Source organism: Bacillus sp. FSL P2-0069 (assembly GCF_038593315.1).
Lineage (GTDB): Bacteria > Bacillota > Bacilli > Bacillales > Bacillaceae > Bacillus > Bacillus safensis.
In genome coordinates this window covers 1,840,560-1,855,051 of record NZ_CP151984.1, presented here as the reverse complement: position 1 = coordinate 1,855,051, position 14,492 = coordinate 1,840,560, and the positions used below count along the sequence as shown (strand labels likewise).

Sequence of the window (14,492 nt, the reverse complement as noted above, 5' to 3'; positions counted from 1 at the left end):
ATTTGAAAACTTAAAATAAGTTACAGAGTTTGTGAGATTTTATTACTGTGAAAAAACGGATCTTTTAAACGGGGGAGAGAAACGATGACTTATAATCAACTACCACAACCACAAGGTCTCTACCGTCCTGAATTTGAACATGATGCATGTGGAATCGGACTGTACGCCCATTTAAAAGGGGAGGCGACACATAGCATCGTCAAAAAGGGATTACAAATGCTGTGCCAGCTTGATCATCGCGGCGGGCAAGGCAGTGATCCGTATACAGGTGATGGTGCCGGTTTAATGGTACAGCTGCCAGACGCTTTCTTTAGAAAGAACTGCAAAGAATTTGCACTTCCTGAAAAAGGCCGTTACGGGGTAGGAATGGTCTTCTTTTCAAAAGATGATGACGAAAAAACGCGTCAAGCCATCGAACAGAAAATCAACGGGTTCATTAAACAAGAAGGCCAAACATTAATTGGCTGGAGAACGGTTCCTGTCGATGCCGGAAAAATTGGTACTGTCGCAGCGAAGAGCTGTCCGGTTGTGAGACAGGTCTTTATCGGAGCAAACGACAAGATCACAGATCGTTTGTCATTTGAACGAAAATTATATGTCATCCGTAAACAGGCTGAGAACTGGGGAACAAGAGAAGAAAAACAATTTTACTTTGTCAGCCTGTCGAGTCAAACCATCGTATACAAGGGGCTTTTAACATCAGATCAAGTCGATGCTTTTTATCTTGATCTACAGGATGAAACATTTGTTTCTGCATTTTCACTCGTTCATTCAAGATTTAGTACAAATACATTTCCTACATGGGAAAGAGCCCATCCAAACCGTTACTTAATTCACAACGGAGAAATCAACACATTAAGAGGAAACATCAATTGGATGAGAGCAAGAGAACAACAATTCGTATCTGAAGCCTTCGGAGACGATTTAGACAAGATTTTGCCAGTGCTGAATGCAGACGGAAGTGATTCATCCATTTTAGACAATGCCTTTGAATTCTTTGTGCTTGCAGGCCGTACACCTGCTCATACAGCAATGATGCTGATTCCTGAGCCTTGGACGGAAAACACGCACATGTCGAAAGAGAAACGGGCATTTTATGAATACCATAGTTCTCTCATGGAGCCGTGGGATGGACCAACAGCGATTTCCTTTACTGACGGGAAACAAATCGGGGCCATCTTAGACCGAAATGGATTAAGACCGGCAAGATATTATGTCACAAATGATGATCATATTATTTTCTCTTCTGAGGTTGGCGTAATTGACACAAATGAAGAAGATGTGAAGTATAAAGATCGACTTGAGCCTGGTAAAATGCTGCTCATTGATCTAGAAGAAGGACGAATTATTTCTGACGAAGAAGTGAAATCGACCATTGCGAATGAACTGCCTTATCAAAAATGGCTCGATGAAGAAATGGTTCACGTCAATCGCTCGGAAGAAAATTCAGAAAATTCTAGTATAATGGATGATTTATTGACGCGTCAGCGTGCGTTCCATTATACGTATGAAGACATTCAAAAGTATTTAATTCCTTTACTAGAGGAAGGCAAGGACCCAATCGGTTCAATGGGAAGTGACACACCGCTTGCTGTGTTATCAGATCGTGCGCAGTCTCTTTTTCATTATTTTAAGCAGCTGTTTGCACAAGTCACAAACCCGCCGATTGATGCCATTCGTGAGCAGCTCGTGACATCAACCATGACTTGGTTAGGAGCCGAAGGCGATATTTTACATCCGAATGAATATTCATGCCGAAGAATTAAACTTTATACACCGGTCTTAACGAGCGGACAATTTAACGGCTTGAAAACGATTGTTCATAATGCCTTTAAAAGCAAAACAATCCATACACTTTTCACCGATGATTTAAAGCGCGGACTGGATGCGATGTTTGAAGAGGCGGAAAAAGCGATCAGAGAAGGTGTCTCTTTATTAATCCTTTCAGATCGTGAAATGACAGAACAAAAAGTACCGATTCCACCACTTCTTGCGCTAAGTGCACTTCATCAGCATCTTGTGCGTCAAGGCCTGCGGACAAAGGTCAGTCTGATCGTTGAATCTGGAGAGGTGAGAGAGGTCCATCATTTTGCCGCACTAATTGGCTACGGGGCAGATGCGATCCACCCTTACCTTGTCTATGAAACGTATAAACAGCTGATTGCAGACGAAGCGATTTCGATCAGCTTTGATGAAGCTGTTACAAAGTTTGGTAAAAGCGTGACAGAAGGTGTCGTCAAAGTCATGTCCAAAGTGGGGATTTCCACTGTGCAAAGCTATAGAGGCGCGCAAATCTTTGAAGCAGTCGGGATTAGTGAAGACGTCATTCAAGCGTATTTCACAGGAACAGCTTCTCAGCTTGGCGGAATTGATCTTGACACCATTGCTCATGAGGCAAAACTTCGCCATGATGCAGGGTATCAAGCAGCAACTGACCAGACACTTGAATCAGGCAGTGAATTCCAGTGGAGAAAAAATGGAGAGCATCATGCCTTTAATCCAAAAACGATCCATACGCTCCAGTGGGCATGCCGTAATGAAGATTACGATCTATTTAAACAATATACAAAAGCAGCGGATGAAGAAAGAATCGGCTTCCTCAGAAACTTGTTTGCATTTCAGCCAAAACAAAAGCCGGTTCGTCTGGAAGAGGTTGAATCTGCTGAATCCATCGTGCGCCGCTTTAAGACAGGTGCCATGTCATTTGGATCTTTAAGTAAAGAAGCGCATGAGGCACTTGCGATTGCGATGAACCGAATTGGCGGTAAAAGTAACAGCGGAGAAGGCGGAGAAGATCCTGCCCGCTTTACAGTAGATGAACATGGTGATGACCGCAGAAGTGCAATTAAACAAATCGCTTCTGGCCGATTTGGTGTGAAAAGTCATTACTTGGTCAATGCAGATGAACTGCAAATTAAAATGGCGCAAGGAGCAAAACCTGGAGAAGGCGGACAGCTGCCAGGAAATAAAGTGTATCCTTGGGTTGCCGATGTACGTGGTTCTACGCCAGGTGTCGGATTGATTTCACCACCGCCGCATCATGATATTTATTCCATTGAGGATTTGGCACAGCTGATTCATGATTTGAAAAACGCGAACCGTGATGCACGCATCAGTGTCAAGCTTGTATCTAAAGCCGGCGTTGGCACGATTGCAGCAGGTGTAGCAAAAGGAACTGCGGATGTCATTGTCATCAGTGGTTATGACGGCGGTACTGGAGCTTCACCGAAAACGAGTATTAAACACACAGGGCTTCCTTGGGAGCTTGGATTGGCAGAAGCGCATCAAACCCTTGTGTTAAACGGGCTTCGCGAGAGAGTCGTTCTTGAAACAGACGGAAAGTTAATGACTGGCCGCGACGTTGTGATGGCTGCGATTTTAGGAGCAGAAGAGTATGGCTTTGCGACAGCTCCACTTGTCGTGCTGGGCTGTGTGATGATGAGAGCATGTCATTTAGATACTTGCCCAGTCGGTGTAGCCACACAAAATCCAGAGCTCCGCAAAAAATTCATGGGTAACCCCGATCACATTGTGAACTTCATGATGTTTATTGCAGAGGAAGTAAGAGAAATCTTAGCGGAACTCGGCTTTACATCAATGGATGAATTAATCGGACGCACGGACGTCCTAGCGGTCAGTGAACGAGCAAAAGCTCACTGGAAAGCAGGCCAGCTAAACCTTGAAACACTGCTTTATCAGCCAGAAGGAGCGCGGACATTCAGAACACCGCAAAATCATAAAATTGATGAATCGCTGGATATGAATGAAATCCTTCCTTATGTGCAAGAAGCGCTGAATCATCAAACACCGGTTGATCTATCATTGAACATTCGCAATATCAACCGTGTGGCCGGAACCATTACTGGCAGTGAAGTGTCTAAGCGCTACGGGGAAGAGGGCTTGCCAGAGGATACCATCACACTAAGATTCACTGGTTCAGCTGGACAAAGCTTCGGCGCATTTGTGCCAAAGGGCATGTCTCTCTATTTAACAGGTGATTCAAATGACTATATCGGCAAAGGACTCTCAGGAGGCAAAATTGCTGTTAAAACGTCTGATCATTTTGTACAAAATGGACATGAAAACGTCATTGTAGGGAACGTTGCATTTTACGGCGCAACTAGCGGAAAAGCTTATATTAACGGGCGTGCTGGTGAACGATTTGCTGTTCGTAATTCAGGTGTACATGTGGTTGTTGAAGGAATCGGAGATCACGGCTGTGAATACATGACTGGCGGACGTGTCGTTATTTTAGGAGACGTTGGGAAAAACTTTGGTGCAGGTATGTCTGGCGGTGTGGCTTACATCCATACATCGGATGCAAAACAGTTCAAAAGAATGTGCAATATGGAAATGATCATGTTTGAAAAGCTCACAGATCATGAAGAAGAACAAGAAGTGAAACAAATGATCAAGGAACACCTTGATTATACAAACAGCTCAAAAGCAGCAGCACTTCTTGAAAACTGGGAGCAAGAAAAGGATCAATTCATCAAAGTCATTCCGAGAAATTACAAAATGATGCTTCAAAGCATTGAAGAACAAAAACAAGCGGGCCTCAGTCATGAAGAAGCGGTGATGTATGCCTTTGAAGCAAACACAAAACCGAAAAATCAAGAAACGGCAAACGGGCAAAAAGCAGCCCTCGCTCATTAAGAAAGGGGAGAGGACAATGGGCAAAGCAACAGGTTTTATGGATTATAAAAGAGAAAAGCCAAATGAACGTGACCCTCTCACTCGTCAAAATGACTGGAAAGAATATTCAGCTCCTTATACAGATGACGTATTGAAGAAGCAGGGCGCTAGATGTATGGATTGCGGAACACCTTTTTGTCAAATTGGGATGGAGATCAGGGGCGGCGTGTCTGGCTGCCCGATCTACAATTTAATTCCAGAGTGGAATGATCTTGTCTATCGCGGAAGATGGAAAGAAGCTCTCGAAAGACTTCAAAAAACAAATAATTTCCCAGAGTTTACTGGGAGAGTATGTCCGGCACCTTGTGAAGGGTCATGTACAGTCGCTATCAATGATCCAGCTGTTTCGATTAAAAATATCGAACGTACGATCATTGATAAAGGCTTTGAAAATGGATGGATCACACCAAGAATCCCTTCAAGCCGTACAGGGAAGAAAATTGCCATTGTCGGCTCAGGACCAGCAGGACTTGCAAGTGCTGATCAATTAAACCAAGCAGGGCACGCTGTAACAGTGTTCGAGCGTTCTGACCGCCTTGGCGGACTGCTGACATACGGGATTCCGAATATGAAGCTCGATAAAGAAGTGGTCGAGCGAAGAGTCAAACTTCTAAGACAAGAAGGCATTGACTTTGTGACGAACACAGAAATCGGTGTGGATATTACTGCTGATGAACTGAAAGAGCAGTTTGATGCCGTTATCCTTTGTACAGGTGCACAAAAGCAGCGTGATCTATTGATTGAAGGCCGGGAAGCAAAAGGGATTCACCTTGCGATGGATTATTTAACCCTGGCAACGAAAAGCATGCTTGATTCAGGATTTAAAGACAAAAACTTCATTGATGCAAAAGGAAAAGACGTAATTGTGATTGGCGGAGGAGACACAGGTGCAGACTGCGTTGCAACTGCACTTCGCCAAAAAGCAAAAAGTGTTGTTCAATTCGGGAAGCATCCAAAGCTTCCGGATACACGTGTAGGGGATAACATGTGGCCAGAACAGCCTTATGTCTTCTCGCTGGATTATGCTTATGAAGAAGCACAAGCCAAATTCGGAGAAGATCCGCGTCAATATTCAATTCAAACCACAAAAATTGTGGCAGATAAAAATGGGAAATTAAAAGAGCTTCATACCATTCAAATGGAAAAGGTGAAAAACGAACAAGGGAAGTTTGAATTTCATGAGATTCCAGGAACAGAGAAGGTATGGCCTGCTCAGCTCGTCTTTATTGCAATTGGTTTTGAGGGAACTGAACAGCCGCTTGTGAAACACTTTGGCGTGGACAGCAAAAACAATCGCATTGACGCAAAATATGGGGAATATACAACAAATGTAGAAGGCGTATTTGCAGCGGGAGATGCAAGACGCGGGCAAAGCTTGATTGTCTGGGCAATTAATGAAGGCAGACAAGTGGCGCACGAGGTAGACCGTTATTTAATGGGGAGTTCGGTTCTGCCAAAATAGGTCAAACAAAGGGTGTTACAATATAAAGAAAAGCCATGACCAACGTGTGGTCATGGCTTTTTATGATTCAGAAATGGTATGATTGATCAACACTTTTTTACGTTTAAGCTGCGATACGACTAAACAGAGGAAGACAATCAGAACAAAAAGAGAAATGGTCAAAAAGCCAAACGTATATGAGCCAGTCAATTCTTTTAAACTGCCAAGAATATTAGGTAAAAAGAATCCGCCAATGCCTCCAGCAGCCCCAACAATTCCGGTCACAATCCCAATTTCTTTATGAAATACTTGAGGCACCAGCTGAAAAACAGCGCCATTCCCCATCCCAAGACACATCATCCCGGCAAATAAAAGCGCAATGACCACAGGTAAAGCTGGAAGACTGCTCACTCCCCCTAAGCAGATGCCGATGATTCCGAATAATCCAAGCAGTACTTTCATTCCACCTATTTTATCGGCAATGAGACCGCCTACAGGACGAAAGAAGCTGCCTGCCGCCACACAAAGGGTCACAAAATCACCAGCATGAATCTTCGAAACCCCATATTGATCCACAAAGAAAATACTGAGGAAACTAGAAAGCCCGACAAACCCTCCGAATGTGATCGCATAAAGCAGACAGAAAAACCATGTCGATTTCACTTGAAATACTGAAAAGTACGACCGAATCGGCTGAGGAGCGGGCTGATTTGGTGCATCTTTTGCAGTGAAAATAAAGAACAAAAAGACAAGACTTAACGGAATCAGAGCGAGCCCCATTACGGCATGCCACCCGTAAATCTCCGCAAGCCTTGGACCAAATAATGTGGAGATCAGTGTTCCACTATTCCCCGCGCCTGCAATCCCCATAGCTACTCCTTGTAAGTGAGGAGGATACCAGCGGCTTGCCATTGGCAAAGCAACAGCAAAACTTGCTCCTGCTACTCCAAGCAAAATCCCAATCAGTACGAGCTCTGAAAGGGTTGTACCAGCGATAAACCCCCAAATGAGCGGAATGGTCGTTAAGAGCATTCCCATCACTGCAGTCTTTTTAGGTCCTATTCGATCGGTGAATAAACCGAGCACAATCCGAAAAAAAGAACCAGATAGAATTGGAATGGCGACAATCATGCCTTTCTCTACGGTTGATAAAGCAAAATCTTGCGCAATAAAAGCACCCAGCGCCCCTAACAAAACCCAGATCATAAAGCTCACATCAAAATATAAAAAGGAACCAAACAATGTCTTAGGATGACCACTTGATTTTAATTCTGAGAGTTTCATAAAACGCCTCCTCTATTGAATTTTCTGACTTAAAGATAGCGAGTTCACTTATATAATGAAAGTATTATGTGAGAAAAATTGACATGAATAAACACTTTTTTACAAGTGTGTGCCATAATCAATCCATACAAAGTGCTCGAGCCAGAGGCTTAGAAAGGTTGATTTCAGATGACAAAACGCAAACTTGTGTTTATCGGAAACGGCATGGCGAGTATGAAATGTATCGAAGAGATCATTCAAAAGCAGCCAGAACATTACGCCATAACAGTCATTGGAAAAGAGAAGCACTCTGCCTACAATCGAATAAAACTTTCGCCCATTTTACAAAAAAGCGAATCATTAGCTCAAATTGAACTAAAGGATAAAGAATGGTACACAGCGCATGACATCACATTGTACAAAGGAGAATCAGTTATACATATCGATACAAATCGAAAATGTGTCATGACAGATGCGCGCCGGGAAATTCCCTATGACAAGCTCGTCATTGCAACGGGTTCATCGCCGAATTTTCTTCCTATTCAGGGTGTGTCCAAAAAAGGGATATACGCTTTTCGGACAATTGATGATTATGAGGCCATTTGTGCGGATGCGGTGCATTATCAACAAGCAGCAGTGATCGGAGGCGGCGTGCTTGGTGTGGAGGTGGCAGCTGGTCTACAGATGGCGGGGCTGGAAACCACCATCATTCATCATACGGAGCGGCTCATGCAGCGACAATTAGATGAAACAGCCGCCGGATTATTACAGCGACAATTTATACGAAAAGGGATTCAGGTGAAAACAAATGCCCATACCATTGCATGCTTAGGCGGTGAGAGGGTAGAAGGCGTTCTATTGAAAAATGGCGACATCGTGGAGGCTGATCTTGTTGTTTTTACAACAGGTATCCGTCCGAATATACAGCTTGCAGAGAATTATGGCATACACACGAGAAAAGCCATTGTTGTCAATGACGTGATGGAGACAAATATCCCAAATATTTATGCGATTGGAGAATGTGCAGAGCACAAAGGGATGGTGCACGGTCTTGTTCAGCCCATTTATGAACAAGCAAGCGTGCTCGCTAAGCATCTTTTAGGGGAAAAAATCACACATACACCCAAGCCCATTTACTCAACAAAATTAAAAGTACCTGATTTGCCGATTTATTCTGCTGGATGTATTGAACATCATTCTCCGTTTATGTCAGCTGTGACTTATTTAGATGAAGAGCAAGAGGTATATAAAAAATTCGTTTTTGAACGTGAGGCGCTGGCAGGCATTTTATTCGTCGGAGAGCTGGAGCATGCCGATCAGCTTTTGCAAGATGTGAAAGTGGGACGTGATAAAAGTGTGGTCATGAAATCCCTTTATGAAAAGCAAGCATCCCCACTAGATTCATTAAAAATGGAAGATCTCGTCTGCCAATGTCAAACCGTTACAAAAGGGACGATTTTAAAAAGCATTTCGGTTCATCAGCTGACAAACTTAGAAGAGGTGAAAAAACAGACAGGGGCAGCAACCGGGTGCGGCGGGTGTCAAGAGCTCGTCCGTGCTTGCTGCCAGTTATCATCACATGAACAAACGGAATCGCAGGCCTTTTATTGTCCATGTACAGAAGCAGATGAGCAGACCATTTTTTCGTTTATTAAAAAGCAGCAGCCGGTGAATGCTGAAGAAATAAGAAGACATTTTCAATGGAAAACGAATCACGGCTGCGGCATCTGCCGGCCGGCCATTCAATACTATCTCGAGCAATTTCAAGGATCGGTGGAAAAAATCGGCGCTGCTGAGCAGGAAGACATGTTGATTCCTCAATTATATGGAGGCCGGCTTGATTTGGATTTTTTGAAAATCATTACGTCTTTGTTAGAGAACAGGCTGATTGAGCAGGCAGAGCTGACAAAGCATAAACGAATACGGCTTATCGGTGTGTCAAAACAGGCGGCACAAATCGTCAAAAATCATTGGCCAATTATGCCCAATGAGAAAAGAAGACTATCTCATATCCTTTCATGCGACTGCAGTGATCCAGCAGTCACGTCACTTGTGATAGAGCTGGAAAGACAAGTGGAAGATACACTTTTTCCAGCTGTCACCTCCATTCATATCACCGGTGCTTCCTGCACGTGTAAACTTGCTCCAATTGATGACATCTGTCTGAAAAAGCAGCTGGGTGAATGGAACATTTATATAGGAGGCCAGCTTTTTTACACCTTGGCTCATTCAAGTGAGCTTATTCCTTTTTTAAAAGCGCTGCTTGAAGAGTATAGAAAAAATGCTTACTTTCAAGAATCCATTGGTGATTGGCTTTCCCGGCAAGGGAACATTTCTATTCGAGAAAAGTTACTTGATGAGGAAATAAGAGAAGAGCTCTGTGCGCAATTTGACCAAAGCAGACAAGAAAATGTAAGTCATAAGGATGTGAAGGTATGAGTCAATCTTTTTTACAATATGCCCAGCAAAAATCAAAGCAGGAAGAACAAAAGCGAGTGTTCCCAGCCCAATGTCCTTTTTGCAGTATGCAGTGCAAAATGCAATTAATCGAGCAGCATGTGGAAGGGCGAACACGCTACCAAACGATTGGTGTACACAATCCAACTACGCACGGAAGACTTTGTATGAAAGGACAGCATGCCCACCAGCACGCGCTTCATAAAGATCGCCTGAATCACCCACTGATCAAAAGAAACGGACAATTTGTAAAAGCAACATGGCAGGAGGCTCTTGAGGAAATCAAAACAAACATAGAATCTCTTCAGCTGTCACATGGCCATGATGTGATCAGTGTGTACGGAAGCGCATCAATTACAAATGAGGAAGCGTACTTACTCGGGAAATTTGCAAGAGTGGCGCTGAAAACAAAATACATCGATTATAACGGGAGACTATGTATGTCTTCGGCAGCAACTGCCGCAAATCAAACATTCGGACTTGACCGTGGCCTGACCTTTCCTCTCAGCGACATCAAGCATGCACGAGTGTTGATATTGGTTGGAACGAATATAGCGGAATGTCAGCCAACCTTCCTGCCCTACATCGAAGAGGCGAAAAACAATGGCGCATTTCTCATCGTCATTGATCCGCGCAGAACTCCGACAGCCCAATTAGCCGATTTACATGTCAGCCTAAAACCAGGGTCAGATGCCGCACTGGCAAACGGCATATTGCACATCATGATGCATGAGCATTTAATCGATGAATCATTTATTCATCAACGAACGTCAGGTTTCCAAGAACTAAAGGAGCATATCTCACGCATCTCCCTGCCAGACATAGCTGAGCAAACCGGCGTGACGATTGATGTGATGCAGAAAATAGCAAGGAAATTCGCACAAGAAAAGACAGGCATGATTTTTACAGCAAGAGGCATTGAGCAGCAAATAGACGGTACAGCCTCTGTGCGTAATTTCCTGAATATTCTGCTTGTTACTGGGAAGATCGGCCGCTTTGGATGCGGCTATGGCGCAATAACCGGCCAGGGAAATGGCCAGGGAGCAAGAGAGCATGGGCAAAAAGCAGATCAGCTTCCAGGATATCGAGATATCTCAAACCCTGGTCACAGAAAAGAAATGGCTGAACGATGGAACATTGATGAAAAAGAACTCCCAGGAAAGGGTGTGTCTGCTTTTGAGATGTTTGAAAAAATGGAGGCAGGTGAGATCAAAGCGCTCTTTTTAATGTGCTCAAACCCTGTCCAGTCAGGGCCGAACGCGCACCTGATTCAGCAAGCCATCAAGAACTTGTCCTTTTTTGTTGCCGTTGATTTATTTATGTCTGAGACAGCTGCGCTGGCAGATGTAATTTTACCGACTTCGTCATATTTAGAGGATGAAGGTACCGTGACAAACATAGAGGGGCGCGTTACGCTTAGAGAAGCAACATATCCACTTAAACACCAAAGAAAGCACGATTGGCAAATCATTTGTGAAATAGCAGCTGTATTAGGCAAAGGCAGCCATTTTTCCTTTTCATCCGCAGAAGAGATCTTTGAGGAAATAAGAGCCGTTACGAAAGGTGCAAAGGCTGATTATTCAGGCATAACCTATGAAAGGCTGAGGAAGGAACAAGGCATAAGGTGGCCTTGTACTCATTTAGAAGACCCAGGAACTGAAAGATTATTTGAACATGCATTCTCACATTCTGACAGTTTAGCGAAGTTTGCCGTTGTCACACATGGAAAAAAGGCTGCAAAGGAACCCGTCAGTCAAGAATACCCTCTTTATTTAACGACCGGCAGGGTGATGGCTCATTACCAAACAGGCGTTCAAACAAGAAGGAGCACCTCTCTTGTTGCCAGACAGTTTGAAGCATATGCAGAGCTTCACCCTGACACAGCGAAAACGTATGGACTTCAGCACGGGGAGCTCGTGACCATCAAGTCAAAAAGAGGAAGTGTCATCATCAGATGCCGCATATCAGACACCATTCGAAAAGATACCGTATTTGTTCCATTTCACTGGAGCAAACATCAATCAATTAATCAATTAATTGATGACCAACTAGATCCGCACAGTAAAATGCCAGGCTTTAAATATTGTCCTGTACAGCTGTCAGCCTGCGTGAATGAAAAACTATGTGAGAAATTTTAACATGTATTTTCCATCTATGTTTAGATTATGGTACTTTCTAAAAAATGATCACATGAGGGGTGTTTTATCATGAAAGAAAAACTCGTATTAGTGGGGAACGGTATGGCCGGCATTCGAAGCCTTGAAAACATTTTAAAAACAGACAGCGAACGTTTCGACATGACGGTATTTGGGACTGAACCGCATCCTAACTATAACCGAATTCTTTTATCGAAAGTGCTTCAAGGGGATACGAAGGTCGAAGATATTACGTTAAACGATTGGAACTGGTATCAAAAGCATGATATTCAGCTGTTTACAAACGAGACCATTGTGAAGATCGATACAGAGAACCAAACAGTCACCAGTGATCAAGGACGGACCGTATATTATGACCGATTGATTTTAGCAACAGGGTCACTTCCATTTATCCTGCCAATTCCAGGGAGTGATAAAAAAGGCGTGACGGCTTTTCGTACATTGCAAGACACTGAGGAAATGGTCAATGCCTCTACTATGTACAAAAAAGCAGCAGTCATCGGAGGCGGACTCCTTGGGCTTGAAGCAGCACGCGGTCTATTAAACTTAGGCATGGAAGTGAATGTCATTCACCTCGGCTCTCATTTAATGGAACGCCAGCTAGACCCTATTGCAGGACAGCTTCTTCAAAAAGCATTAGAAGAACAGGGGATGAAATTCCTGCTTGGAAAACAGACAAATGAGATTTTAGGAGATACAAGAGTAGAAGGTTTATTATTTTCAGACGGTACTACACTTGAGGCAGACCTAGTTGTCATGGCTGCGGGAATTAAACCGAGTAAAATGCTTGCAGAAATAAGCGGGCTTGAAGTGAACCGTGGGATTATCGTCAATGATTTTATGGAAACCAGTGTCCCAGGCATTTATGCCGTCGGAGAATGTGTGGAACACAGAGGACAAACGTACGGATTAGTTGCTCCTTTATACGATCAAGCGACTGTACTTGCCAAGCATGTATGCGGCTTGAACCCTGCTCCATATGAAGGCTCTGTTCTGTCAACGCAGCTGAAAGTATCAGGAGTTGATGTGTTTTCAGCTGGTGATTTTATTGAAAACGATGAGAAAAAGGCGATTAAAATTTTTGACGAACAAAAAGGCATCTATCAAAAACTCGTCTTCCAGCAAAACCGATTAGTAGGCGCCGTCATGTTTGGAGAAACAAGCGACGGACCTCGTTTATTCTCGTACATTAAAGAAGGAATAGATATGTCGGATATGGAGAAGGTATCTGTCTTAACCTCCAATGATCCGGCGCAAGAAAGCACGATTGACAGCATGGCAAACGACCATATCGTTTGCGGCTGTAATGGCGTGTCAAAAGGGCAGATTGTAGAAGCCATTCAGAAAGAAGGCTTAACAACGTTTCAGGAAGTCAAGCAATGTACAAGTGCCTCACGATCTTGCGGAGGCTGTCAGCCTGTTGTCGAAGAGATTCTTTGGCATACGCTAGGTGAGGATGCAAGCCGGACAGCCCAAAAAGAAACCATCTGCGCCTGCACCACTCTTTCACGAGATGAAGTCATTCATGAAATCAAAGAAAAAGGCTTGCAGCATGTCAAAGAAGTGATGAATGTACTTGACTGGAATACAGAAGAAGGCTGTTCAAAATGCCGACCTGCACTGAATTATTATTTAGGCATGCTTTATCCACTTGAATACAAAGATGAAAAGAGCTCACGCTTTGTAAATGAACGCATGCATGCCAATATTCAAAACGATGGTACCTATTCAGTTGTTCCGCGAATGTACGGCGGCGTCACCAATGCAAATGACTTGAGGAAAATAGCCGATGTCGTCGACAAATATGAAATACCGCTTGTGAAAATGACTGGCGGTCAGCGTATCGATCTTCTAGGTGTCAAAAAAGAAGATTTACCAAAAGTGTGGGCGGATCTAGATATGCCATCGGGTTATGCATATGGGAAATCTTTAAGAACAGTTAAAACATGTGTTGGAGAACAATTTTGCAGGTTCGGCACGCAGGACTCCATGGCTCTTGGAATTGCACTTGAAAAGAAATTTGAAGGTCTTGCGACACCGCATAAAGTAAAAATGGCCGTCTCTGCTTGTCCGAGAAACTGTGCAGAGTCCGGAATTAAAGACCTCGGAATCGTGGGGATAGATGGAGGGTTTGAATTGTACGCCGGCGGAAATGGCGGCACACACCTGCGGGCTGGAGATTTATTAATGAAGGTCAGTACAGCAGAAGAAGTAGAGCAAATGGCCGCAGCATACCTTCAATATTACAGAGAAACGGCAAATTATTTAGAAAGAACCTCTGCTTGGGTTGAGCGACTTGGGTTAGATCATATTCAATCAGTACTCCTGGATGATGAAAAACGAGCAGCCTTAATCGAAAGAATGGACATTGCGCTTTCAACATATGAAGAGCCTTGGCAGGAGCTTCGCGAGAGCCAAAAAGACACGAGACAATTATTTCAAAAAGCGACGGCTTCCGTATAAATCAATTGAAGGGATGA

Annotated in this window: 6 protein-coding genes; 5 read left to right on the top strand and 1 reads right to left on the bottom strand. The window is 43.7% G+C overall.

What is annotated here, in order from left to right:
- The first annotated feature begins 84 nt into the window (after positions 1–84).
- Positions 85–4,656, top strand: coding sequence for a glutamate synthase large subunit (gene gltB / locus NSQ34_RS09270; protein ID WP_098677735.1), 4,572 nt, complete (start codon positions 85–87; stop codon positions 4,654–4,656).
- A 16-nt stretch (positions 4,657–4,672) separates the two neighbouring features.
- A complete protein-coding gene (gene gltD, locus NSQ34_RS09265; protein WP_024428371.1) occupies positions 4,673–6,157 on the top strand; it encodes a glutamate synthase small subunit in 1,485 nt (494 codons plus the stop codon).
- Between the two features lie 60 nt (positions 6,158–6,217).
- On the opposite strand, the gene NSQ34_RS09260 is transcribed toward gltD, so the two are convergent.
- Positions 6,218–7,420, bottom strand: a complete 1,203-nt coding sequence (locus NSQ34_RS09260) for a nitrate/nitrite transporter (protein WP_034280687.1) — start codon at positions 7,418–7,420, stop codon at positions 6,218–6,220.
- 168 nt (positions 7,421–7,588) lie between these two features.
- On the opposite strand from NSQ34_RS09260, the gene NSQ34_RS09255 reads away from it, so the two are divergent.
- The 3 genes from NSQ34_RS09255 to nirB all read left to right on the top strand — a co-directional run bounded on the left by NSQ34_RS09255 (position 7,589) and on the right by nirB (position 14,475).
- Positions 7,589–9,838 (top strand): FAD-dependent oxidoreductase, encoded by a 2,250-nt coding sequence (locus NSQ34_RS09255; protein ID WP_098677734.1) that lies wholly within the window; start codon positions 7,589–7,591, stop codon positions 9,836–9,838.
- Positions 9,835–11,994 (top strand): molybdopterin oxidoreductase family protein, encoded by a 2,160-nt coding sequence (locus NSQ34_RS09250; RefSeq protein WP_070326590.1) that lies wholly within the window; start codon positions 9,835–9,837, stop codon positions 11,992–11,994. Before NSQ34_RS09255 ends, NSQ34_RS09250 begins: the two co-directional genes overlap by 4 nt.
- 69 nt (positions 11,995–12,063) lie before the next feature.
- The gene (gene nirB / locus NSQ34_RS09245; protein ID WP_098677733.1) at positions 12,064–14,475 is read left to right on the top strand and encodes a nitrite reductase large subunit NirB; all 2,412 of its coding nucleotides are present in this window, start codon (positions 12,064–12,066) and stop codon (positions 14,473–14,475) included.
- The last annotated feature ends 17 nt before the right edge of the window (positions 14,476–14,492 follow it).